General features: G+C 61.3%; 22 protein-coding genes. 5 read left to right on the top strand and 17 right to left on the bottom strand.

The genetic code is table 11. The features are described 5' to 3' along the window. Window position 1: 1 nt before the first annotated feature. A complete protein-coding gene (locus IC234_RS17030; protein ID WP_190926916.1) occupies window positions 2-916 on the bottom strand; it encodes a DUF5694 domain-containing protein in 915 nt (304 codons plus the stop codon). A gap of 223 nt (window positions 917-1,139) precedes the next feature. Between IC234_RS17030 and IC234_RS17025 the strand changes: the two genes are divergently transcribed. Next, window positions 1,140-3,164: an ExeM/NucH family extracellular endonuclease gene (locus IC234_RS17025; protein ID WP_190926914.1), complete on the top strand. Its 2,025-nt coding sequence runs from the start codon at window positions 1,140-1,142 to the stop codon at window positions 3,162-3,164. A 9-nt stretch (window positions 3,165-3,173) separates the two neighbouring features. On the opposite strand, the gene IC234_RS17020 is transcribed toward IC234_RS17025, so the two are convergent. Then, entirely contained in the window at window positions 3,174-4,442 is a 1,269-nt protein-coding gene (locus tag IC234_RS17020) for a cation:proton antiporter (RefSeq protein ID WP_190926912.1), read from the bottom strand. A gap of 105 nt (window positions 4,443-4,547) precedes the next feature. Then, window positions 4,548-5,267 carry a DUF3826 domain-containing protein gene (locus IC234_RS17015; RefSeq protein WP_190926910.1) on the bottom strand — a complete coding sequence of 240 codons (720 nt, stop codon included), beginning with the start codon at window positions 5,265-5,267 and terminating at the stop codon, window positions 4,548-4,550. A 198-nt stretch (window positions 5,268-5,465) separates the two neighbouring features. On the opposite strand from IC234_RS17015, the gene IC234_RS17010 reads away from it, so the two are divergent. Further along, window positions 5,466-6,440 (top strand): NADP-dependent oxidoreductase, encoded by a 975-nt coding sequence (locus tag IC234_RS17010; RefSeq protein ID WP_190926907.1) that lies wholly within the window; start codon window positions 5,466-5,468, stop codon window positions 6,438-6,440. Further along, window positions 6,437-7,348 carry a helix-turn-helix domain-containing protein gene (locus tag IC234_RS17005; protein WP_190926905.1) on the top strand — a complete coding sequence of 304 codons (912 nt, stop codon included), beginning with the start codon at window positions 6,437-6,439 and terminating at the stop codon, window positions 7,346-7,348. Before IC234_RS17010 ends, IC234_RS17005 begins: the two co-directional genes overlap by 4 nt. Before the next feature lie 155 nt (window positions 7,349-7,503). On the opposite strand, the gene IC234_RS17000 is transcribed toward IC234_RS17005, so the two are convergent. From IC234_RS17000 to IC234_RS16960, 9 genes are all read right to left on the bottom strand, one after another. Next, window positions 7,504-8,130 (bottom strand): REP-associated tyrosine transposase, encoded by a 627-nt coding sequence (locus IC234_RS17000; protein WP_317173398.1) that lies wholly within the window; start codon window positions 8,128-8,130, stop codon window positions 7,504-7,506. A 184-nt stretch (window positions 8,131-8,314) separates the two neighbouring features. Continuing rightward, window positions 8,315-9,013: a hypothetical protein gene (locus tag IC234_RS16995; RefSeq protein ID WP_190926902.1), complete on the bottom strand. Its 699-nt coding sequence runs from the start codon at window positions 9,011-9,013 to the stop codon at window positions 8,315-8,317. A gap of 370 nt (window positions 9,014-9,383) precedes the next feature. After that, window positions 9,384-9,734: a YbbC/YhhH family protein gene (locus tag IC234_RS16990; RefSeq protein WP_190926900.1), complete on the bottom strand. Its 351-nt coding sequence runs from the start codon at window positions 9,732-9,734 to the stop codon at window positions 9,384-9,386. Window positions 9,735-9,961: 227 nt separating this feature from the next. Beyond that, complete coding sequence (locus IC234_RS16985) at window positions 9,962-10,738, bottom strand: hypothetical protein (protein WP_190926898.1); 777 nt, start codon at window positions 10,736-10,738, stop codon at window positions 9,962-9,964. 9 nt (window positions 10,739-10,747) lie between these two features. After that, complete coding sequence (locus IC234_RS16980) at window positions 10,748-11,980, bottom strand: zinc ribbon domain-containing protein (protein ID WP_190926895.1); 1,233 nt, start codon at window positions 11,978-11,980, stop codon at window positions 10,748-10,750. A gap of 93 nt (window positions 11,981-12,073) precedes the next feature. Beyond that, window positions 12,074-14,455, bottom strand: a complete 2,382-nt coding sequence (locus IC234_RS16975) for a ribonucleoside-diphosphate reductase subunit alpha (RefSeq protein ID WP_190926893.1) — start codon at window positions 14,453-14,455, stop codon at window positions 12,074-12,076. Between the two features lie 280 nt (window positions 14,456-14,735). After that, window positions 14,736-15,353: a YceI family protein gene (locus IC234_RS16970; protein ID WP_190926891.1), complete on the bottom strand. Its 618-nt coding sequence runs from the start codon at window positions 15,351-15,353 to the stop codon at window positions 14,736-14,738. Between the two features lie 184 nt (window positions 15,354-15,537). Continuing rightward, complete coding sequence (locus tag IC234_RS16965; protein WP_190926889.1) at window positions 15,538-15,867, bottom strand: hypothetical protein; 330 nt, start codon at window positions 15,865-15,867, stop codon at window positions 15,538-15,540. Between the two features lie 75 nt (window positions 15,868-15,942). After that, window positions 15,943-16,902: a ribonucleoside-diphosphate reductase small subunit gene (locus tag IC234_RS16960; RefSeq protein ID WP_190926887.1), complete on the bottom strand. Its 960-nt coding sequence runs from the start codon at window positions 16,900-16,902 to the stop codon at window positions 15,943-15,945. 521 nt (window positions 16,903-17,423) lie between these two features. On the opposite strand from IC234_RS16960, the gene rplU reads away from it, so the two are divergent. Both rplU and rpmA read left to right on the top strand, forming a co-directional pair. Then, window positions 17,424-17,729, top strand: a complete 306-nt coding sequence (gene rplU, locus IC234_RS16955) for a 50S ribosomal protein L21 (RefSeq protein WP_190926885.1) — start codon at window positions 17,424-17,426, stop codon at window positions 17,727-17,729. A gap of 81 nt (window positions 17,730-17,810) precedes the next feature. Then, complete coding sequence (rpmA, locus tag IC234_RS16950) at window positions 17,811-18,086, top strand: 50S ribosomal protein L27 (protein WP_190926883.1); 276 nt, start codon at window positions 17,811-17,813, stop codon at window positions 18,084-18,086. A gap of 80 nt (window positions 18,087-18,166) precedes the next feature. On the opposite strand, the gene IC234_RS16945 is transcribed toward rpmA, so the two are convergent. From IC234_RS16945 to hemW, 5 genes are all read right to left on the bottom strand, one after another. Further along, a complete protein-coding gene (locus IC234_RS16945) occupies window positions 18,167-18,823 on the bottom strand; it encodes a hypothetical protein (protein ID WP_190926880.1) in 657 nt (218 codons plus the stop codon). A gap of 85 nt (window positions 18,824-18,908) precedes the next feature. Beyond that, window positions 18,909-19,685, bottom strand: coding sequence for a cyclase family protein (locus IC234_RS16940; protein WP_190926879.1), 777 nt, complete (start codon window positions 19,683-19,685; stop codon window positions 18,909-18,911). Window positions 19,686-19,877: 192 nt separating this feature from the next. Continuing rightward, complete coding sequence (locus tag IC234_RS16935) at window positions 19,878-20,519, bottom strand: alpha/beta hydrolase (RefSeq protein ID WP_190926877.1); 642 nt, start codon at window positions 20,517-20,519, stop codon at window positions 19,878-19,880. Window positions 20,520-20,532: 13 nt separating this feature from the next. Further along, window positions 20,533-20,967, bottom strand: a complete 435-nt coding sequence (locus IC234_RS16930) for a hypothetical protein (RefSeq protein WP_190926875.1) — start codon at window positions 20,965-20,967, stop codon at window positions 20,533-20,535. Continuing rightward, a complete protein-coding gene (gene hemW / locus IC234_RS16925; protein ID WP_190926873.1) occupies window positions 20,964-22,112 on the bottom strand; it encodes a radical SAM family heme chaperone HemW in 1,149 nt (382 codons plus the stop codon). The genes IC234_RS16930 and hemW overlap by 4 nt, the downstream gene beginning before the upstream one ends. Between the last annotated feature and the right edge of the window lie 154 nt (window positions 22,113-22,266).

Raw genomic sequence — 22,266 nt, 5'->3', positions numbered from 1 at the left:
CTTAGCGGCGGCTGAGGTAGTCGGTGGCGGCCACTACATGGTAGGCGGGGTCGGTGCTGAAAATGCCGTGCAGCGAGCCCACGTGCCGCAGGCCCATGATGAGCAGCTGACGGTGCTGGCGGGTGGCCAGTTGGGTGGTCACGACGTTGGAGTACACCTTCAGGTCGCGGTTGAAAAACACCGAGATGAACTCCGCGCCCACGTACTTGGGGTTGACGAACGCGGCGTCGACCATGGGGTCGGGCTTGAGGGTGCCGTTGGTGACGCGGGCCGGCGTGCGGTACACCAGCGTGTGCAGGCGCTGCACGGTGGCCGGCTCGTTCATGGCCCGGTAGTACTGGCTCATGGTGGTGGCGCCGGCCAGCAGCGGCTGGTCGATGGTGCGGGCGCCGAACGCCCGCCATTCCGTGGTGGCCTGCTCGTAGAGCCCGATGTTTTGCCCTTCGCTCAGAATGCTTTGGGACGTGCCGCCGGGCGCGTTCACGCAGTGCACGCCGGGCAGACCGAGGCGCTTGGCCAATACAAAGCCGACTTGGTAGATTTCGTTGCGCCCGCCGGGCATGGTGTTCAGGTCCAGCTTGTCTTGCCGGTAGAGGCGATACAGACTGTCGAGGCGGCCTTGTTTTTCGGGCACTTCCTCCACTAGGATGCCGTCGGGGCGGTAGCGCTGCAGCTGGTCGCACATAGCCGAAAGCTCGGCCTGGCGGCGGGGCGTGAGCACGTCGGAATTGGGGTTGTTGGCTTTGTACAGTTGGGCCAGGTGGTTGGAGCCCAACAGCAGGATGGATACGGGGGCCGAAGTGTCAGTGCCCGCAGTCGCGGACGGGGCTTTGGAAGCGGTGCAGGCCGCAAGGGCCAGGAGCAGGCTGCAGCAGCCGAATAAGAAGTGTCGGTCGAGGCGGCCGAAGAATTTCATGCGAGGCGAAAAAGGCGGTAGAAGCGACCAAAGGTAGCTAAATGCCCAACGCCGGTTGCCTGGCAGTGCGGCGAAATCTATCGCCTCGCGCCCCCGCCGCAAGCGCTGCGTTTCCGGGCGCGCAAGCGTGGCGGGGCCGGCGGTAATATCTTTAGCGCCCTTTCCACCTTCTTTTGATTCTTCTTACATGCGCGGTAAGCTCGTCCTTTTCGCAGGGTTATTAATGGGCGCCAGGGCGGCCAGCGCCACTTCCATTGGCACCATTCAGGGCAGCGGCGCCAGCGCCAAGGCCGGCACCTACACCGTCGAGGCCGTGGTGACGGGCGTGTACGCGGGCCTGAACCCGGCCGGCTTCTACGTGCAGGACGACAAGGCCACGGCCGACGGCAACCCCGCCACTTCGGACGCCCTGTTTGTGGTGGCGGCCGCGCCCACCGTCCGCATTGGCGACCGGGTGCGCATAAGCGGCACGGTGCGCGAGGATGCCGGCGCGCCCTCTTTCAACCAGGCCGTGCTGACGGAGCCGAACATCACGGTGCTGGCTTCGGGCCAGGCCCTGCCGGCGTTCGTCACCATCCGCAACGCCGACTTTTCGGCCCCCGACGCCGAGCGCTACGAGGGCATGCGGGTGCAGTTTTCGGACGCCATGACGGTGGTCGACAACTACAGCCTCAAGCAGCGCGGCGAGCTCACGCTCTCGGCCCAGGGCCTGGCCTACCAGCCCACGCAGTTCATCGACCCCAACGACGACCCCGCCACCGGCACCCACAGCAGCGGCCGCAGCAACGTGGCCGCCGTGAACGCCTACCAAACCGCCAACGAAAACAAGTGCCTCGTGCTCGACGACGGCAGCTCGGCCAACAACCCCTCGCCCACGCCCTACCTCGACCCCAACACCGGCACCGTGCGCGTGGGCAGCACCCTCACGGGCCTGCGCGGCATCCTGGGCTACGGCTTTGGCAAGTGGCGCGTGCAGCCGCTGCCGGGCGAGGCGGCGCCGGTGGTGCGCACCTCGCGGCCCAAGGGCCCGCCGGTGTTTGGCAAGCTCGACCTGAAGCTGGCCAGCTTCAACGTGCTCAACTACTTCAACGGCGACGGCGAGGGCGGCGGCTTCCCCACGCCGCGCGGGGCCAAAACGGCCGCGGACTTTGCCCGGCAGCGCGCCAAAATCATTCTGGCCCTTAGCCAGATGAACGCCGACGTGGTGGGCCTCACCGAGATTGAGAACGACGGCAACGGCTCTACCTCCGCCATTCAGGACCTGGTGGACGGCCTGAACCAGGTGATGGGCAAGGGCACCTACATTTTCGTGAACGACGGCGACGCCAACCACCAGCCCAACAACACCGACCTCATTCACTGCGCCATCCTCTACAAGCCGGCGGTGCTGGCGCCGCTGGGGCCGCCGCAGCTCTTCACCGCGCCGGGCGTGTTTGAGCGCCCGCCGCTGGGCCAGATTTTCATCACTAAGCGCAAGGAGCGGCCCGACACGCTGGGCTTCGTCATCAACCATTTCAAGAGCAAGGGCAGCGGCAAGGGCGCCGATGCCGACCAGAACGACGGCCAGGGCGGCTCCAACGCCCGCCGCAAGGCCCAGGCCGCGGCGCTGGTGCAGTTTATTCAGCAGAAGATGATTCCGGCCGGGGCGGCCCGCGTGGTGAGCGCCGGCGACTACAACGCCAACTACGAGGAAGACCCCATCGACATCATGCGCGCGGCCGGGCTGGTGCCGGCCACGCCGCCCACCAGCGCGTCCTACGTGTTCAGGGGCCTCACGGGCTCGCTCGACCACGCCGTGATTACCAATAATCTGGTGGGCTTTATCGACGTGCAGAAATGGCACATCAACTCGGCCGAGCCCAGCGTGCTGGAGTACGCCAACGCCGGCGCGGCCACCGACATCAACACCCCCTTCCGGTCGTCGGACCACGACCCGGTGCTGATTGGGGTCAATTTTTCGGGCATCAGCTACGCGGCCACCTCGCGGCCCACCTCCCGCCTGTTTGTGTACCCCAACCCGCCGGCGGGCGAAGTGCCCTTCACCCTGGCCGATGTGCCGGCCCGCGCCGGCCGCCTCACCCTCGATTTTTCGCTGCCGCAGGGCCCGCGGTTGCTCTCGCTGGCCGGCACGCCGGAGGCGCTGCAAAGCCAGCTGCGCGAATACACGGCCCACCTGGCGCCCGGCATCTACGTGCTGACGCTGCGCGGCACCAACTTTCGGCAAACTCGGCGGGTGATGAAGGAATAGGCCCGGCCCCTACTCCGCGGTGGCCTCGGTCAGCTCGGTTTGGGTTTTGCGGCCGTGGCGGCGGTCCAGCCAGTTCATGACGGGCGTGGCCAAGATGCCGTGCAGCGTGATGGACAGCAGCATGGTGAAGGCCAGCACGGCCCAGATTTGGCGGGCCTGCGGAAAGTCGGCCTCGCCCAGCGCATAGGCCACGTAAAAGACTGAGCCGATGCCGCGAATGCCGAAAAAGGAAATCACGGCCCGCTCGGCCAAGTTGATGCGCTTGGAGCGAATGAGCGTGAGCATGCCGCCCAGCGGCCGCAGCACCAGCACCAGCAGCAGGCCCAGCGCCGCGCCCTGCCAGGTGAGGGCGCGCAGCAGGCCATCGGCTATGGCGGCGCCCAGCAGCAGCAGAATCACCACGATGAACAGCCGCTCCATCTGGTCGGTGAAGGCGTGCATCTGGCGGTGGTACTCGTGCTTGCGCTCGCGGCTGCGCAGCGTGATGGCCGCAATGAACACCGCCAGAAACCCGTAGCCGTGCAGCAGCTCCGTGACGGCGTAGGACGTGAGCGTGACGGCCAGCGCCACAAAGCCGTAGCCTTCCGTTTTGATGCTGACGCGCTTGGGCAGGTTGAAAATCAGGTAGGCCAGTACCCGGCCCGAGAGCCAGCCCATGAGCACGCCCGTCCCGATGCGGTAGCCCACGTCCAGCCACAGCCAGTGCAGCAGCCGCTCGCCCAGCGGCGCGGCCGCGGGCAGCAGCGCCAGCGCCAGGTACACGAAGGGAAAGGCCAGGCCATCGTTCAGCCCGGCCTCGCCGGTGAGGGCGAAGCGCACGTTGTCTTCGCGGCCCTCGCCGGGGTCGCCCACCTGCACGTCGCCGGCCAGCACGGGGTCGGTGGGCGCCAGCGCGGCGGCCAGCAGCACCGCCGAGGCCGGCGCCAGCCCCAGCAGCCAGTGGCCCGCCACCGCCAGCCCGGCAATGGTGAGCACCATGAGCACCAGCACCAGCAGCAGCGGCGAGCGCCAGGCCCGAAAGGAAAACGGCCGGTCAATCTTCAGCCCCGTGCCCGTGAGGGCCACAATCACGCACAGCTCGGAGAGGTGCGTCACCAGGGTTTTGTGCTGCTGCGGGTCGGCCGCGGGCAGCTGCAGGGGCAGGCTCCACACGCCCAGCCCCAATAGAATGTAGAGGATGGGGTACGACAGCGGGTACTTCTCGAGCAGCGACGGCAGCCAGGCCACCCCCAAAATGGCAACTCCGAGCAGCAGCAGCGCAATGGTGTAGTAGGGCATGAGCGAAAACCGGCCGCCAGCCTCTGCAAGGACGCAGGCCAACGCCAACCGGCAAGGATGGTGCCTCCGTCATACGGCACCAGCGCCCCTAAGGCCGGGCCCGGGCTACTTCGGGGGCGCGGCGGGCGGCGTCCCGGCGTTGGCTTTGCCAGCCGCTTTCCGGGCGTTGGCCGCGTCTACGTAGGCTTTGAACAGCTCGCGCCAGTTGCGGCCGTGGGTGTTCAGGTAGTCCTCGTTTTTGGTTTTGTAGATTTCAAACACCGCCGATATTTCCTTCATGGTCTTGAAATCGATGGCCTGCTCGCGGGCCTGTTTCAGGTTGGCCAGAATCACGGCTTCTTCCGTGGGCGTCAGGTTGGGCACGATGGCCCGGTAGCCGTTCAGGGTGAAGGCCACCTTGCCGATGGTGTACTTGTCGAGCACGGCCTCCACCTGCTCGGGCGTGAGGTGCTGGCGCAGGCTGGCCATCAGGTTGTCGTGAATGCTTTTCGGCATGGCCGACACGGCGATAAGCGTCCGGTCCATCACGCTCAGCGGCTGGCCGGTGCCGGGATTGAGGCCGGCCGGCGTTTCGGTGTAGGGGTGGGCGTTGTGGTAGTCCCGGATGGCCGTGAGGTGCGTGGCAATGGCCTGTTGCACGGCGGCCTGCTTCCGGGCGTCGTTGAGGTTAAGGGAAGCCACCCAATCGGCGGCTTTTTTTTCAATCTCCTGGTCGGCCTTGCCTGACGCTGCTGCGCTTGGGGCAGGGCTGGCGGGGGCCTGGCAGCAGGCGGCGCGGGCACCCAGGCTCAGCAGCAGCACCAGCGAAATGGCAGGTTTTTTCATAGTGCAGCGAAGGTAGCGGCGCGCAGCACGGTCGCCTTGGGGGGTTATTGGCCAATTATTGTAGCCGATTAGCCGGTCTCAACCCTGCCGCCCGGCCGCTGCGCGTCATTTTGATTGAAACAAAGGGCAGTTTGGCTAATTATGCGGTTTCATCAATCGGGACCTTTGCACTCATCAACCAACCGAATTTCCTTTCCGATGAAAGCCATAAGAATCCACGCCTTTGGCGGCCCCGAAGTCCTGCAACTGGAAGACATAGCCCGCCCCGTACCGGCAGCCGATGAAATCCTCATCCAAGTGTACGCCAGCGGCGTCAACCCGGCCGACTGGACCATTCGGGAAGGCGGCAACGACGTGCTGCGGTCTTTTCTGACCCTGCCCCTGACCCTGGGCTGGGACGCGGCCGGTGTGGTGGCAGCCGTCGGCGCCGACGTGACGGCCTTCCGCGTAGGCGATGCCGTGTACGGCGAGCCCAACTTCCCCGGCGACGGCAGCTACGCCGAGTACTGCACGTCCAAGGCCAGCCGGTTTGCCCTGAAGCCCCGCCGCCTGAGCTTCGCCGAGGCGGCGGGCGTGCCGCTGGCCGGCCTCACGGCCTGGACGGCCCTCTTCCACGACGGCCAGCTGCAAGCCGGTCAGCGCGTCCTGATTCAGGGCGCCTCAGGGGGCGTGGGGGGCTTTGCGGTGCAGTTTGCCAAGGCCAAGGGCGCCTACGTCATCGCCACCGCCTCGGCCGCCAACCTCGACTACGTGCGCGAGCTGGGCGCCGACGAGGTGTTCGACTACCGCAGCCAGCCCGTGGAGCAGCTGGTGCACGGCGTGGACGTGGTGCTGGAAGCCTCGCCCCTGCGCGACAATGCCGCGCGGGCGCGCATCATTCCGGTGCTCAAGCCGGGCGGCATCTTCGTGACGGTGAACCTGGACGTGCCCTTCGACGAGGCCGTGCAGGCGGCTCTGGTCCGGCAGCAGGCCACGGGCGCGCTGTCGAATAACCAGGCGCGCGGCGAGTGGCTGGAGGAAATCGCGGCGCTGATTGACGCGGGCCGGGTGCAGGTGTTCATTAGCCGGACCTTTCCGCTGGCGCAGGTAGCCGAGGCCCACCGCGAAAGCCAGACCCACCGCGTGCGGGGCAAGCTGGTGCTGGAAATTTGCCCCAACGACGAACCGGCATGAGGCGCTTCCACACCATCAGCGCGTTCCACGACTTCGTGCAGCTGCCCAAGCCGCAGCACCCGCTGCTGAGCGTGGTGAACGTGGGCACCGTGCCACCCCCGCCGCCCGGCCGCGCGCCGGAGAGTATGGTGCTGGACTTCTACATCATCTCGGTCAAGCGCACGCGCAACGTTCAGGTGAAGTACGGGCAGCACCCGTTCGACTTCAACGAGGGCGTGCTTTCGTTCATTGCGCCCGGCCAGGTGTTTAGCGTGGCGGTGGCCGACGAGAACCATGCGGCAGAACAATCGGGGTGGGTGGTGTACCTCCACCCCGATTTCCTGTGGAATACGCCGCTGGCCAAAACCATCCAGCAGTACGATTTCTGGGATTATTCGCTCCGGGAAGCCTTGTTTCTGTCGGGCAAGGAAGAGGAAGCCATTCTAAGCCTCGTCTTCGCCATCGAGCAGGAGTATACGTCCACCATTGACCGGTTTAGCAAGCAGATTATCGTGTCGCACCTCGAAAGCCTGCTGCACTACGCCGACCGGTTCTACAACCGCCAGTTCATCACCCGCGAAAAGGCCAACCACGAGGTGCTCGAACGCCTGGAAATGCTGTTGCATACGCATTTCAACAGCCCCGACCTGCCCGAGCGCGGCCTGCCCACCGTGCAGTACGTGGCCGACCAGCTACATCTCTCGCCCAAGTACCTCAGCAACCTGCTGCGCGTCCTCACCGGCCAGAACACCCAGCAGCACATCCACGCCGCGCTCATTGCCAAGGCCAAGGAAAAGCTCTCCACCACCACCCTCACCGTGAGCGAAATTGCCTACGGCCTGGGGTTCGAGCACCTGCAGTCGTTCAGCAAGCTCTTCAAAACCAAGACCAGCCTCTCGCCACTGGAATTCCGGGCGTCGTTCAACTAGGAGACGGATGGCGCGGGGCTGTGCCCCATGCCGACTATCGGCAGGCCTCCGGCCTGCAATCGTTGAACAACATACGACTTGCCCAAACGGCGCGGACGTCTGCGGGCCAGAAGCCCGCAAATAGCCGGCACGGGCGCAGTCCCGCGCCATCGTGCTTACAAAAATTCACTCAACGGCACGCCGCAATCCGGAAAAGCGCTGCTGAATGGATAATGGTGTGCCTCATCAACCAGCCGGTTTTGCACCGGATTTTGATGGATGTATTCCTGCTTTTCCTGCATCCAAGCCGTCGATTTCAAGTCAATCGGGTGGTTGCCTTCCTGCCAGAACTTGAACGCCTGCCCATGTGGCCGGCCATAAAATTGCAGCAGGTGCAACAGCCAGTCGCGGCGGCTTTCCTGCGGGTGCGTTTCGAGGAGCTGATAGATGCTTTTGGCGGTGAAGCTTTTTAAGTCGCGCAGCACATCGGCCAACAGCAGGCCATCCTCCACGTCGGCGATAAGGTGAACGTGGCTGGGCATGATGCAGAACGCATACACCCGCAGGCCTTTGCGCCGGATGCAAAAGCGTAGGCTGTCCAGAAACAGGTCGGCATAGTCGGGCCGGGTAAATACGTCAATCCAGCCCACCACTGTCAAGGTCACGAAGAATATGCCACCCTCATAGGTTTTATATTTCTCTGACATCAGTAGAAATTGGCAAGTGAAAGGCGATGGCGCGGGGCTGCGCCCCGTGCCGACTATTCGCAGGCCTTCGGCCTGCAATCGTTGAACAATATGCACCGCAATACCCAAACGGCGCGGACACCTGCGGGCCAGAGGCCCACAAATAGCCGGCACGGGGCGCAGCCCCGCGCCATCGTGCGCGACGCTTGGTGTTTCTACCTAACGGCGCAAGCTTCCCCCCAAACGCAAACCAGCCGCCCCCGAAACGGAAGCGGCTGGCGAAGCGGGCCGGAGCCCGGCCCTAGTAGCCTTCCTTCTGGAAGCCGAACTCGCGCAGCACGTTCTTGTACGTGTCGGGGTAGTGGGCCTTGATGAGGTTGATGAGGGCCTTGAGCACCTTGCGCAGGGGCTTTTCTTGCGCGTTTTTCTGGCCGGTTTCGCCGGCGGCGGCGCTTTCGGTTTGGGCGCGCTGGCCCACCAGGTCGGCGTACTCGGTGGCGATGGGCTTCCAGAAGGCCTTGCCGTACTTGCGGTCGTCGTAGCCGTGGGCGTGGAGGGCGGCCACCAGCTTGGCCAGGGCCTTGGCGCGGGCGGGGCGGGCGCTGGGCAGGCGCTGGTTGCGGCCCTCGGCCCTGATGCCGAACTCGTCGTAGTAGGCCTCGTCGGCGTCGCCGTCGTGGTCTTCGGCCAGGTAGCCTTTCACGAAGCCCAGGGCTTTGTCAATCTGGGCATCGAGGGTGCGCAGGCGCTGGGCCTGGGGGCCCCGGCCGTCCTGGGCCGCGTCGGCGGAATCGAGGCTGTCGAAATAGGCCTGCGCCTGGGTCAGGAAGGCCGCTTTGGTTTTCCAGAGCAGGTCGCCCAGCGCGGAGGTTTGCCAGAATGTGGCCGCGCTCAGGGCCAGGGTGGCCAGCTCCAGCTGGCCGAAGGGCAGATTGGGGGTGTAGGTGGGCTCGTTGCCGGAGGGGTCGGGGGCCGGCGTGCCGGTAGATGCGGGACTCATAAACAGGTTGGGGGTTAGGTGAATAAAGCGCCATAAGGTAGCCGGTATCCGCCATATTCCTATCTAGGTTTTTGTCCCGGGGCCCTACTCCGGTTCGAGGCCCGGTCCGGGACCGTCCCGGAGGCCTACTCGGAACCCAAATAGGGCTCCGGGACCGTCCCGGGGCGCTTCTCCGGGTCGAGGCACGGTCCGGGACGGTCCCGGGGCCTTCCTCGGAAACCAAGTAGGGCTCCGGGACCGTCCCACGGCCCCCAGCCGCCCCCGGCGCCCCAGCGGCCGAACGATGCTTAGTGTTTCTCGCCATTCCGCGCGAGCTCCCCCAGAACCAACCCAGCCGCCCCTGGGGCGAAGCGGCTGAACGATACGTCAGTTACTTCCCATGAGTAACTTCTAGGATGCGGCCGTCGCGTTTGCTTATCTCAATGTAAGCCACACCGCCGTCCATGTCTTTGGGCAAAGAGCCTTCCACTACCCACACGCCTTTGCTGTTTAGCGTAGCCTGATACGGTTTTTCACTCAGGACTTTCTTGCCGTAGATGGGCAGCCAGACGGCTTCGGCAATGCGCTTGGCAGTAGCCGCATCGGGCACGAATCCGCCACTCGGCATGAAGCTCGGCGATGATGCGAGCTCTTGCGGCTCTGCTTTTGGGGTTTGAGCCTTGGCGCTGCTGGCTAATGACAGCAAGCCCACAACGAGCGAAAGAAAAACCTGATGCTTCATATTGCAAGCTACGCCCCACGCCCCCCAGCCGCCCCCAGCGGCTGACCGATGCTTAGTGTTTCTACCTAATGGCGCGAGCTTCCCCCAACCCCACCCCCACCCGCCCCCGGCGCGAAGGCGGCTGAGAGAAGCTTAGAGTTTCTCGCCACTCCGCACGCGCTACCCCAAAAACAAACCAGCCGCTCCCGGGGCGGCAGCGGCTGGGGAAGCTGGAGTTACTTGTAATGCTATGCTATTACATCCATTGGAATAGTCTGCTCAACATGCAATATCCCTTTAGGCAAAAGAGAGCATAAGCCATTTTGGTAATGTATTAAAGCCTCATTGTGCAGGTTTTTCAGAATACTGCTTTTGAATCTAGAAGAGTTACCATACTCAGACCATTTGATTAAGTCTGTATCGGAAATCTTCTCAGGATTTTTATGATAAAGGATGACTAATACTTTTTGTGTCGCATCCAAAGCAGTATTCTGGACTCGGACAAAACCATCGACAGTTGCAACAATTGGAACATGTATTTCATTGATGGTTCTAACTATTTTGTTAGCATCATCAACTGAGCAAGCATAATAAACTCTTATCAACTCAGTCATAATCCAATCGGACATTTGAGAGATAAAGATAGAGTCAGAAAAATTCGGGTCTATATCACCGCCAACATGAGCAACATTTCTTCTGTTGCGCACGTCAATCAGAAGCTTTACTAGCTTAGGAATATGTAACCTTACAGAATCATGGAGCCCCGATATATTCTGCATTCTATTAATTATGGTATCAGCATCCTTGACTTGGACCCCGAAAGGCGTATGTGGCTTCCCGTCAAGATACTGGAATAATCGGAGCATACATTCTCCGAACCGCCCACCATCTAACTCACTAGGGCGGAAGCGCCTGTATGCTAGATTTTGTTTTATACTTTGGTACTCGTTGACCAAGTGCTCAATTACTTCTTGAGGTAAGGGCGGAGACAAAGACGCTACAAGTTGTGCTTTTGCTATGCTCATTTCGAAAGCTTATGATTTCTGGGCTTCAGCGGCTGAAGGTTTTGCTTTACCTGATACCCAATCTTCGACACATTGCTTTCCGAACTTTGTCAAGTAGCAAGAGCCATCCAACTGATTTGAATCGAAGTATCTCGGTTTGTTATTATTAATCGCCTTCAGAAAGGCTTCTGATTTCACTGAAATGTTAGCGTACTTGGTTGTTAAGTAGTGATAAGCTTCACTACTTTTAACAGATTCTCCTTTCTTAAGAGCTACGGTAATAGACCAAATTGCAAACATGGCATACTCACGTGCCATTTTCAATTCAAGTACATCTAGCTTACCCAATTCTACTTTCTCTGAAGCCCAAGCTTCAGCTTTTTTCTTGTCTTCGTCTTTGATACGGGGAGTTGCAGGAGCGGACGTGGACTTATTTCGCAGCCAATACTTTTCACCTTCAGGTGCTTGCTTATTATCTAGCAAAGTAATTATTGTTTTGGCTCGCTCTATGCCATCATCATTCAGTTGGAAACCACCTGTTATAGGCATCAAATAACTGCTATGTACGCCCTTTAGATAAGTAGTAAAGTTGTTCTTATCAACGATATCTACCTTCTCTGCAGCGCTACGCAAATGGTCATCACTTGGTACAGGTTTTCCAAATACGAGCTTATAAAAAAAGCAGTATAGAACAAGGAAGTTCTTCTGTTGCTCAGACCACGTTTTGCCCTTAAAGTCCTTTGTTGTAGCAACGAGAACTCCTGAGTCCTCAGTAAAGAATCTTAATTTATCTGTATTGGCAGTTGGATTTTCCGCTTTAGGAGTTTCAGCTGTCGAAGCATCATCTGCATTAGATTTAGGGGTTACATCAGTTGCAGACGTTTCGATTTCATCAGCTGCTGGTGGCAATGCAACTGTCCCATCTCCAATTCTATTATCTGGGAGAATTTGGGCAACTACGAAGGGCGCTATTTCTGCAACCGATTTATCAGATAAAGAAAATTCAGTATGTTCTTTCCGCTTGTCGCCATCTTGTTCTACTGTTCTCAAGTAGTGGTTTGGCGCTTGGCTACCATTCTTTTTAACCACAAGTGGTTTACTGCAACTTAAGCAGTAGTCTTTTCCAGGAAAAGTCTTTTTACCGCACTCCAAGCATTTGGTCTGGCTATCACAGACAACGCAAAAATTGTATTCACTTGGCGTCAGTTCCTTGCAGAATTGACATACTACTTCTTCCGAATCTTCTGCTAAAGCCAAAGCCATAAATGGTAGATATTTAGGTGAACCCAAATATATCAAAAAAAGAGCGAATACTATTTAGTATTCGCTCTTTTATATTTTGAAATCTAATGTTTCTTACGACCCGCAGGCCTCGCAGGCGTCCGGGTTATCCAGGGAGCAGGCCATGTCGGACTGGTTTTGCTCCACCAGGGCCAGGGGCTCCAGGGTTTCGGCGGCTTGCTTTTCCACCGTGAACTTGATGGCGTCGGCGGCGGCTTTGGTGCGCAGGTAGTACATGCCCGTTTTCAGGCCGCGCTTCCAGGCGTGGAAGTGCATGCTGGTGAGCTTGCCGAAGTTCACGTTTTGCACGTGCAGGTTCAGGCTCTGGCTCTGGCAGATGTAGGCCCCGCGGTCGGCGGCCTGGTCGATGATGCGGCGCTGCGAAATCTCCCACACCGTCTTGTACAGGTCCTTGATGTGCTGCGGAATGCGGGCAATGCCCTGCACCGAGCCGTTGGCCGCGATGATTTCCTGCTTCATGGCGTCGTTCCACAGGCCCAGGGCCACCAGGTCCTTCAGCAGGTGCTTGTTCACCACCATAAACTCGCCGCTGAGCACGCGGCGCACGTAAATGTTGCTCGTGTAGGGCTCAAACGACTCGTTGTTGCCCAGAATCTGGGCGGTGCTGGCCGTGGGCATGGGCGCCACCAGCAGCGAGTTGCGGGCCCCGTGCTTGATGACCTCGGCGCGCAGGCTTTCCCAGTCCCAGCGGCCCGAGTCGGGCGTCACGCCCCAGAGGTCGAACTGGAACTTGCCCTGGCTCAGGGGCGAGCCGGGGAAGGTTTCGTAGTGCCCGTCCTTGATGGCGAGGTCCTTCGAAGCCGTCATGGCCGCGAAGTAGATGGTTTCGAAAATGTCCTTGTTCAGGCCCGAGGCTTCGTCGCTCTCGAAGGGCATGCGCAGGGCAATGAACGTATCGGCCAGCCCTTGCACGCCCAGCCCGATGGGCCGGTGGCGGAAGTTCGACTTCTGCGTTTCGGGCACCGGGTAGTAGTTCACGTCAATCACCTTGTTCAGGTTCAGGGTGGCCTGGTAGGTCACCTCGTACAGCTTCTGGTGGTCGAAGGTGGTGTTGCCGGCTGCGTCGGTCACCAGGTAGCGGGGCAGCGCCAGCGAGGCCAGGTTGCACACGGCAATCTCGTCGGCGTCGGTGTACTCAATAATCTCGGTGCACAGGTTCGAGCTCTTAATCGTGCCCAGGTTCTGCTGGTTCGACTTGCCGTTGGCCGCGTCCTTAAACAGCATGTAGGGCGTGCCCGTCTCCGTCTGGCTTTCCAGAATGGCAAACCACAACTCCTGCGCCTTGATGGTGCGGCGGCCGCGGCCCTCCTTCTCGTACTTGGCGTAGAGGCGCTCAAACTCCGGGCCCCAGGTCGTGTCGAGGCCGGGGCATTCGTGGGGGCACATCAGCGTCCAGTCGCCGTTCTGCTCCACGCGCTTCATGAACAAGTCGGGCGTCCAGAGGGCGTAAAACAGGTCGCGGGCGCGCATTTCCTCCTTGCCGTGGTTCTTCTTCAGGTCCAGGAACTCGAAAATGTCGGCGTGCCAGGGCTCCAGGTAAATGGCGAACGCGCCCTTGCGCTTGCCGCCGCCCTGGTCCACGTAGCGGGCCGTGTCGTTGAACACCTTCAGCATGGGCACCAGCCCGTTTGAGTTGCCGTTCGTGCCTTTGATGTAAGAGCCCGTAGCCCGCACATTGCTCACCGACAACCCAATGCCGCCGGCGCTCTGCGAAATCAGCGCGCAATTCTTCAGCGTGTCATAAATGCCATCAATGGAGTCGTCCTTCATCGTCAGCAGAAAGCAGCTCGACATCTGCGGCTTCGGCGTGCCCGCGTTGAACAGCGTGGGCGTGGCGTGCGTAAACCACCGCTCGCTCAGCAGATTGTAGGTCTTGATAACCGAGTCAATGTCATCCTTGTGGATGCCCACCGCCACGCGCATCAGCATGTGCTGGGGCCGCTCCACCACCTTGCCCTCCAAGCGCAGCAGATACGAGCGTTCCAAGGTCTTGAAGCCGAAGAAGTCGTAGTTGTAGTCCCGGTCATAAATAATGGCCGAGTCCAGCGTGGCGGCATTCTTATGAATCACCTCCCACACGTCGGTGGCCAGCAGCGAAGCGTTGTCGCCATTCTTCGGGTCCTCATAAGTATAGAGGCGCTTCATGGTGCTGCTAAAGGACTTCGAGGTCACCTTGTGCAGGTTGCTCACCGCAATGCGGGCCGCCAGGATGGCGTAGTCGGGGTGGCGGGTGGTGAGCGAGGCGGCCGTCTCGGCGGCCAGGTTGTCCAGCTCAATGGTGCTCACGCCATCGTAGATGCCGTCAATCACCTTTTTGGCCACCTCAATTGGCGAGATGTAGTCCTGATTCAAACCGTAGCACAGCTTCTCAATGCGGGCCGTGACTTTGTCGAACTTGACGGATTCGCGGCGTCCGTCGCGTTTAATTACGAGCATACCAGTGGTGTTTGGTTGGGAATTTTTTCTTATAAAAAGCGGCCGGTCCGGGGAGGGCGCAGCCGCAACTTGTTCAGTCCGATGTGAAAGCGCAGTGCCAAGGCCGCGGTGAACTGCTGGCCTGGTTTCATTGAATCCCGGAAATTACCTCCTGTGTTTGCGAGGGGCAAACAAAAAATATAGAAGTTTTCCACATACCCCCAACGCAAGCCGCCCGGCCGCTTTTTAGGGCGTGCCGGGCGGCAAAAGCGTCAATAGCAACTCCGCTATCTAGTCAGACTCAGCGGCTGGCCGTGGCCGTCGTTGCCGGCTGGCAGGTCATTATCACGCTCACGTCGATGCTCTTGGCGATGTTATTCCGCACCAGGGCCGGGATTTTAATCTTGTAATCGGCCGGGGCCACGGCAAACTTGGAGGTCACCACCAGGTCGTTGCCGCGCAGGTGCAGCGTGCCGGGCACCCGCACCTTGCGCTTCACGCCATGAATGGTGAGCACGCCCTGCACGTACACCGGCTGCGGGCCGCTGCGCAGGGTGGCCTCGTCGGGCATGGTCACCAGCGTACCGGTGAAGCGCGCCCGTGGGTACTTTTCGCTCTCGGCGTAGTTCTCGTTGAAGTGCTCCTGCATCAGCGTGTTCTTGAACTGGAAGTCGCGCATCAGCATGGAAAAAGCCAGCTGCCCGGTGGCCATCTCAAACACCGCCGCCACCTTGGGGTTCAGCGCCTCAATGTCCTCCAGCGGAGCCGTGGAAAAGAAGGTGATGAGGCCCGTGGACGTGGAGTAGCGCGGCAGCTTGGTGGCAGCAGCGGCCGCCGCGGCCGGAACAGGCGCCGTTTGGGCCCGCGCCAGGGGCGCAGCAACGAGTAGAGCAAAGAGAGCGAGTAAACGGTATGTCATTGAAATAAAATTGGGAAGACGGAAATAAAGACGCGAAGATACCACCGGGTCAAAGGCCCGATTACCTATCTACTCGTTCCATTTTACGCCGTGGTTGCCCCGGGCTCGACTTTGCGCCGGCATTATTTCTTACCGCCACAGTCCATGGTCGTTCGGTCACGAGGGCACCTGGCACACGCCTCCCCTACTGCGGCTGAATCCGCTGAATGCGCAGGCGCGTGCCGCCACAGCAGGGGCACGCGCCCATATCCTGGTAGAGGGCATACGCCACGCATACGCGCAGCCCGTCTTGCTGAAGGCTGGCCGGCAAGGCATCCACCGGGTACGCCCCACCGCCGTCCAATTTCAGCACCCAGCCGTTGGGGTCGCACCTGTTCGGGCCGTGCGCCACGGTAGCGGGTTGGCTGCCGTCGTCGCAGGTTGCGACCGGCTCTACCACGGGCCCATTGTCTTTGCAACAGGCCGCCAGGCTGCCCAGCAGCAGCAGCGAAATAAGAGGTTGGAAAATACGCATGACGGTCAGAATGAAAGGCACAAATGATTCCTTTCACCCTGACCGTCATGCCCCTATCAGCGTTGCGTCGCCGGCTTAGAAATCCTCGTCCAGCGAGAACACGTTGTCGTTGCGCTCGCTCATCACGCCGGCTTTCTGGTACTCGGCCACGCGCTTCTCGAAGAAGTTGGTTTTGCCCTGCACCGAAATCATCTCCATGAAATCGAAGGGGTTGGTGGCGTTGTAAATCTTGCCGCAGCCCAGGGCCACCAGCAGGCGGTCGGCCACAAACTCGATGTACTGCGACATGGCCTTGGCGTTCATGCCGATGAGGCTCACCGGCAGCGCATCGGTCACGAACTCCTGCTCAATGGTCACCGCGTCGCGGATGATGCTTTGCACCCGGGCCGGGTCGAGCTTGTGTTGCAGGTAGCTATACAGCAGGCAGGCGAAGTCGCAGTGCAGGCCTTCGTCGCGCGAAATCAATTCGTTGGAGAAGGTAAGGCCGGGCATCAGCCCGCGCTTCTTCAGCCAGAAAATGGAGCAGAACGAGCCCGAGAAGAAGATGCCTTCCACGGCCGCGAAGGCGATGAGGCGCTCAGCAAAATTCTCCGAGTTAATCCATTTCAGGGCCCACTCGCCTTTTTTCTGCACGGCGGGCACCGTTTCGAGGGCGTTGAAGAGGTAGTCCTTCTCCTTGGGGTCTTTGATGTAGGTGTCAATCAGCAGCGAATAGGTCTCGCTGTGAATGTTTTCCATCATAATCTGGAAGCCGTAGAAGCAGCGCGCCTCGGGCATCTGCACTTCCTGCATGAAGTTCACGGCCAGGTTTTCGTTCACGATGCCGTCGGAGGCGGCGAAGAAGGCCAGCACGTGCTTGATGAAGTGCTTCTCGTTGTCGTTGAGGCTGTTCCAATCCTTCTGGTCCTGCGAGAGGTCGATTTCTTCGGCCGTCCAGAACGAGGCCTGCGACTTCTTGTAGTACTGCCACACCTCATCGTTCTGGATGGGGAAGAGCACAAAGCGGTTGGGGTTTTCGGCGAGGAGCGGCTCCATAATTTCTCGGGGTCTTTGGTGGCGGGTTTCGTCGAGGTAAGCGGCAACTCAACCGCCGTCATCCGGCAGATGTTTGGCGCAGCGCCGGCAAATGCGGTCGACCTTCCAGCTTCAAATATAGGTCCGGTCGGGAGGCAGTCGGCCCCACTTTTCAGCTTTTTTATTCGTTATTTTTTGGTTAAGAACAGCGGCGTTTGGGGTGGGTGCACCCGTGGTTTTCCACAGGCCAACCGGGTGGCTGCTACCCAAACCCGCCTCAAAATCAGCCGCTTTTACCCGAGTTGTCCACATTTTCCCTGTGGATAAACGCACTTGTCCCCAAAATGACGTACTGTACGTACGTACTCGCGTGCTTTTTTCATCGAGCCGCCGGTTGGCCGTAAGCAGGCGCAAGCGGGCTCCAGCGCCGTTTTGCGAGCCCGCCCGACGGGCAGCCAATGACGATTAAGAACTTAGGCTTGGAAATCCCAAACCAAAGCCGTACTTTTGCCTTCCCATTTCAGAAAAACCCGCGAAAGCTGATGTACGCAATTGTTAACATAGCTGGCCAGCAGACCAAGGTTGAGGCCAACAAATTCGTTTACGCTCACAAACTGGCCGGCAATGTTGGCGACACCGTGACGCTGGGCAACGCCCTGCTGACCGACGACAACGGCACCATCACCGTAGGCGCTCCCGAACTGAACGTAGCCGTAACCGGCACCATCCTCGCTCACGTGAAGGGTGACAAAGTTCTCGTCTTCAAGAAGAAGCGCCGCAAGGGCTACCAGAAGATGAACGGCCACCGCCAGCAGTTCACCAAAGTAATGATTAACAGCATCGGCTAGTTCTAGCTGCCTGCTCGCTATCTAATTCTCTATTAAACCAGCCGCTCCCGGCCATTTGCCGGTAGCTTTAGCTTCAATACCATGGCTCACAAGAAAGGTGTCGGCTCGTCCAACAACGGCCGCGAATCGCATTCCAAACGTCTCGGCATCAAGATTTTCGGGGGCCAGGCCCTCGTAGCCGGCAACATCATCGTGCGTCAGCGCGGCACCAAGCACCACCCCGGCGAGAACGTGGGCATGGGCAAGGACCACACGCTGTTCGCCCTCGTCGACGGCGAAGTGCAGTTCAAGAAAGGCCGCAAAGACCGTTCGTTCGTGACGGTGGTGCCCCGCGAAGTAGTGTCGATGCCGGCTTAATTGCCAGCGCGTTAGCATTGAAAAAGGGCTGCTCCTTACGGGGCAGCCCTTTTGGCGTTGAATAAAAACCTGTCACGGCGCTAGCGGCCGAAGTAGACGCCGAGGTTGAACTGCGTGGCAATGGTGCCGGCGGCGGTGCGGTAGCCGGTGGTAGCAGCGCTGTTGGGTCCGTAACCTATGCCGGCGTTGAAGTCGACCAGAAAGCTGCGCCCCAGCCGTCGCTGCATGCCCCATAAAGCGTTGAGGCTGGGTCCGGTTCGGAGACGGCCATTGTAGCGCTCCAGCTCGGTGTGCAGCTCCAGCCCCACGTAGTTGCCAACGAATAGCCCGTGGGCCCGGCCGGTGTGGGCGCGGCCGGCCTGGTTGTAATAGTAGCGCCCCCCTACCCCCACGGCGCCCGAAGGCACAAGGGGACTGCTGGGGCCGTCGTAGGTAGTGCGGCGTAGCACGCTGATGTCGGCGTCGAGCTGGCTGTAGAGGGTGAACCGGGGGCTTAGGGCGTATTCGGCGGCTACCGAAACGGGGGCGCGGCCCACCCAGCCTTCGTAGCCGCCCCAGCGCAACGCACGGCCAGCACTAAGCCCAACTTTCAGGAGCAGGCTACGGGAGGTGGCCTCGCCCGGCGCATCCGGGTGAGCCCCCGCTTCGGCCGGGGCAGCAGGGGCTGTTTGCCCGTGGCTGAGGGCGGTGCTGGCCAGTATCAGCAGGCTGGACAGAAAAGTACGGGAAAGGCGCATGAGCAGCGGTGGGAATAGAGTGAAGGTTCAGAAGCCAGATGCAGCCGCTGGCGCAGGGGTTGCACGCGGCCGCTGTTCCGGCTGGCTATTCCTGCGGGCTCAGGCGATACAGCACGGGTTTGCTCGGGCTGGCATCGAGCTCCAGGCTGGTGATTTGGAGGTTGAGCAGGTAGAGGCCATCGGCTACTTCATCGGGCACGAAAATCAGCTCGGTGATGGTGGCGCCATAGCGGGGCTGCGCCGGGTATTGCCAGAAGGCGTGGTGCGCCAGGAGCTGTCCGCCGTCTTCCTCGCGGTCGACGCTGGGCAGGTCGAGCAGGAAATGCTGCACGCCGTATTCTACCAGCCACTCGGCCAGGGCGGGTTCGATGTAGGTGGGGTTGGTGCCCGAATACTGGCGGTGACGCTTGGCGGGGTCGTTGGGCAGGGTGCGCAGGATGAGGGCTTCTGGTATAGACCGGTCGGGTTGCTGGGCCAGGGCGGCCTGCACGTCGGCCAGCAGCACCACCAGGTCGCCGTTGGGCAGGGGCCGCGGGGCCACGCTCACCAGCCGGGCCACGAAGAGAAAGCGGCGCAGGCACCGGTTGAGCGTCACGGCCGGGTCGGGTGAGATGTGGCCGTAGCATTCGGTATGGGTGCCGTTGCCGTGGGGCGTGAGGTGCACGCGCTGGTAGTTGGTGCTGCCGCCCAGGGCCACGCTACCCACAAAGCTGCCCACCCGAATGGTATCAAACTGCACCGGCTCGGCCCAGAAGCAGTTCACCTGGTTTTCGCCGGGGGCCAGCGGCAGGGAAATATCGATGGGCGCGGCGGGGTCGAAGGCGTAGGTGCGGCCGGCGTAGGGGTAAGTGGGCGTATTCAATTGGCAGTGAGCAGTGAGCAGTGAGCAGTGAGCAGTGAGCAGTGAGCAGTGAGCAGTGAGCAGTGAGCAGTGAGCAAAAGAACGTCATGCAGAGCGCAGCGAAGCATCTCGCGTGCAATAACTAATTACTTAATTCAAGCGAGATGCTTCGCTGCGCTCGGCACGACGTCCAGATTCTATACAACGCTCGGCTTATGTTGCCAGCTCATTCAAAATCCGGCTGATTTCGCGGGCCTGGCTAATGATGATGAGGTGGCCGCCGGGCAAGCGGTATTGGCTGTGTGCGGCGCCGGCGGGTAGGAGCCGGTCGGCGGTGCCGTGAATGCGGACGACCGGCTGCCCCAGCCGGCCCGGCCACTGCACCAGCTGCGCAATGGCCCAGCGGGTGAACGCCACGTCGGTATCGAGCAGGATTTGGCGGAGCAGGCGGTACTCGCCGCCGTTGCGCGCGCCAAATAGCCACTGCGCCACCTGGGGCAGGCGCGGCAGCAGCTGCGGCGGCACCAGGTGGTGCAGCCCCGTAGCCCGGGCCAGGCGGCCCAGCCACGGCAGTTCCTGCGGGCCGGTGAAGCTGGAGATGAGCACCACCCGCGCCTGCGGACGCAATGCCCCAACCTCCTGCGCCAGCACGCCGCCAAACGAGACGCCGACCAGCCAGCACGGCTGCCCCCCGGGCACGGCCACCGCGAGCCGGGCCGCATAGTGCGGCAGCGGTTCCCGAGGGGTTTGGGGGGGCAGCCATTGCAGCACGTGCACCTCGCCGTGCAGGCGCAGAAATTGAAACACCCGCTCATCGGCGCCCAGCCCGGGAATGAGGTAGAAGACGGGCGGCATGGCCACGGGCGGGCTAGGTATCGAGGCGCACGTACACGCCCTCGAGGTAGAAGATGTTGTGCGGCTGGGGGTCGTCGGGCTCCTCGCCGTCCTCGGCTTCGCCGTCTTCCACGGCGGGGTAGGTCACGGAGAGCTTGAGGGCCACGCTGGGCAATGGCACGGGCGGCTTCTCGTCGGAATTATACTCGAGCAGCGCCGGCCACTCCTGCGCGGCCAGCGCATCGGCCACTTCTTCCTGCAGGGCGTCGGCGCGGGTATGGGCCAGGCTCAGGAGCGTGTCGAGGGCTTTGAAGGGCAGCGCGAGGTGGAAGAAATGCGTGTCGTTGTCGAACAGCGTGGTGGCCCACACGGTCACGTCGTCGGTGTTGTCGAAGACGATGGCCACGACGTGAATTTGCTCCACAAAAAAGTCGGCGTCGTCGGCAATGCTGTCGCTCAGGAGTCTCATGCGGCTACGGCAGGGGGTTGAAACAGCTCCAGCGTGATGTGGTCGGCCAGGAGCTTGCCCGCGTCGGTCAAAGTAAGCACTTCGCCCTGGATGCGGGCCCACCCGTTGGCCTGCAGCTCGGCAAGGTAGGCGGCGTGGGCGGCCCGCACGTCGAAGCCGAGCTGGGTGCGCAGGTGGGCCAGGTCGCAGCCGCGGGCCGTGCGCAGGGTGGTGAGCAGGTACTCGTTGGCGCGGTCGGTGGCGGTGAGCACGTCCAACGTCACGGGCACTTCGCCCCGCTCCAGCACCGCCGCCACATACTGCGGGTTGTTGGCGAGGGTGAACTGGCGATTCTGGCCGTCGTAGCTGTGGGCGCTGGGCCCGAGGCCGAGGTAGGGCACGCCGCGCCAGTAGTTGCCGTTGTGGCGGCTCTCGCGGCCGGGCTGGCAGAAGTTGCTGATTTCGTACTGCTCGTAGCCGTGGGCGCGCATGGCACCTAGCAGCAGCTCAAACTGCGTGGCCACAAACTCGTCGGGCGCCGACGTGAACGTGCCCTTTTGCAGCCGATGCCCGAATGCCGTGCCGGGCTCAATCGTCAGGGCATAGGCCGACACGTGCGGCACGCCCAAGGCAAAGGCATTGGCCAAGTCGGCCTCCCAGATGTGGTGGCCCGGCGCGGGCACGCCGTAAATCAAGTCGATGGAAATATTCTCGAAGCCGGCCTCCTGCGCCCGGCGCACGGCCGTGGTCGATTCTTCGGCGGTGTGGGCGCGGTTCATCAGGCGCAGGTGGGGTTCGTAGAAGCTCTGCAGGCCGATGCTGAGGCGGTTGACGCCGGCCTGGCGCAGCTCGTGCAGCTTGGCGGCGCTCAGGTCGTCGGGGTTAGCTTCGAGGGTGATTTCGGCGCCCGGTGCCACGGCAAAATGCCGATGGATGGCGCTGAAAACCTGGTCCAGCTCCGCGGCCGTGAGCAGCGAAGGCGTGCCGCCGCCGAAGTAAATGGTTTCCAGGGCAGTGCCGGCCGGCAGATAGTCGCGGCGTAGCTCCAGCTCCCGCACGATGGCCTCCACCAACCGGCTTTTCAGCCCCAAGGAAGTGCTGAAGTGAAAGTCGCAGTAGTGGCAAGCCTGCTTGCAAAACGGAATGTGGAGGTACAGGCCAGCCATGGAAACGCGGTGAAAAGCGTAGAAGTAAACGGGCAGCGGCCCCGCAATAATTCCGCCGCCGGAGGCCGGCGACCCGACAAAGGTAAAAAAGCCCGAACGGGCCGGCCGAAGCCAGGACATTCTCCTGGCCCGATTCAGCCAAGCAACTGCCACT

Origin of the sequence: Hymenobacter armeniacus (genome assembly GCF_014699055.1) — a bacterium.
GTDB lineage: Bacteria > Bacteroidota > Bacteroidia > Cytophagales > Hymenobacteraceae > Hymenobacter > Hymenobacter armeniacus.
This window is presented reverse-complemented; position numbering and strand designations above follow the sequence as displayed.

Excerpts from the sequence above, each read along its gene's own strand:
- IC234_RS17020 (WP_190926912.1), bottom strand. The coding sequence starts at position 4,442 with ATGCCCTACTACACCATTGCGCTGCTGCTGCTCGGAGTTGCCATTTTG.
- IC234_RS16985 (WP_190926898.1), bottom strand. The coding sequence starts at position 10,738 with ATGAGCATAGCAAAAGCACAACTTGTAGCGTCTTTGTCTCCGCCCTTA.
- IC234_RS16935 (WP_190926877.1), bottom strand. The coding sequence starts at position 20,519 with ATGCCGCCCGTCTTCTACCTCATTCCCGGGCTGGGCGCCGATGAGCGG.
- IC234_RS16965 (WP_190926889.1), bottom strand. The coding sequence starts at position 15,867 with ATGCGTATTTTCCAACCTCTTATTTCGCTGCTGCTGCTGGGCAGCCTG.
- IC234_RS16980 (WP_190926895.1), bottom strand. The coding sequence starts at position 11,980 with ATGGCTTTGGCTTTAGCAGAAGATTCGGAAGAAGTAGTATGTCAATTC.
- IC234_RS16945 (WP_190926880.1), bottom strand. The coding sequence starts at position 18,823 with ATGCGCCTTTCCCGTACTTTTCTGTCCAGCCTGCTGATACTGGCCAGC.
- rpmA (WP_190926883.1), top strand. The coding sequence starts at position 17,811 with ATGGCTCACAAGAAAGGTGTCGGCTCGTCCAACAACGGCCGCGAATCG.
- rplU (WP_190926885.1), top strand. The coding sequence starts at position 17,424 with ATGTACGCAATTGTTAACATAGCTGGCCAGCAGACCAAGGTTGAGGCC.
- IC234_RS16960 (WP_190926887.1), bottom strand. The coding sequence starts at position 16,902 with ATGGAGCCGCTCCTCGCCGAAAACCCCAACCGCTTTGTGCTCTTCCCC.
- IC234_RS17030 (WP_190926916.1), bottom strand. The coding sequence starts at position 916 with ATGAAATTCTTCGGCCGCCTCGACCGACACTTCTTATTCGGCTGCTGC.
- IC234_RS16970 (WP_190926891.1), bottom strand. The coding sequence starts at position 15,353 with ATGACATACCGTTTACTCGCTCTCTTTGCTCTACTCGTTGCTGCGCCC.
- IC234_RS17010 (WP_190926907.1), top strand. The coding sequence starts at position 5,466 with ATGAAAGCCATAAGAATCCACGCCTTTGGCGGCCCCGAAGTCCTGCAA.
- hemW (WP_190926873.1), bottom strand. The coding sequence starts at position 22,112 with ATGGCTGGCCTGTACCTCCACATTCCGTTTTGCAAGCAGGCTTGCCAC.
- IC234_RS17005 (WP_190926905.1), top strand. The coding sequence starts at position 6,437 with ATGAGGCGCTTCCACACCATCAGCGCGTTCCACGACTTCGTGCAGCTG.
- IC234_RS17025 (WP_190926914.1), top strand. The coding sequence starts at position 1,140 with ATGGGCGCCAGGGCGGCCAGCGCCACTTCCATTGGCACCATTCAGGGC.
- IC234_RS16930 (WP_190926875.1), bottom strand. The coding sequence starts at position 20,967 with ATGAGACTCCTGAGCGACAGCATTGCCGACGACGCCGACTTTTTTGTG.
- IC234_RS16995 (WP_190926902.1), bottom strand. The coding sequence starts at position 9,013 with ATGAGTCCCGCATCTACCGGCACGCCGGCCCCCGACCCCTCCGGCAAC.
- IC234_RS17015 (WP_190926910.1), bottom strand. The coding sequence starts at position 5,267 with ATGAAAAAACCTGCCATTTCGCTGGTGCTGCTGCTGAGCCTGGGTGCC.
- IC234_RS16990 (WP_190926900.1), bottom strand. The coding sequence starts at position 9,734 with ATGAAGCATCAGGTTTTTCTTTCGCTCGTTGTGGGCTTGCTGTCATTA.
- IC234_RS16975 (WP_190926893.1), bottom strand. The coding sequence starts at position 14,455 with ATGCTCGTAATTAAACGCGACGGACGCCGCGAATCCGTCAAGTTCGAC.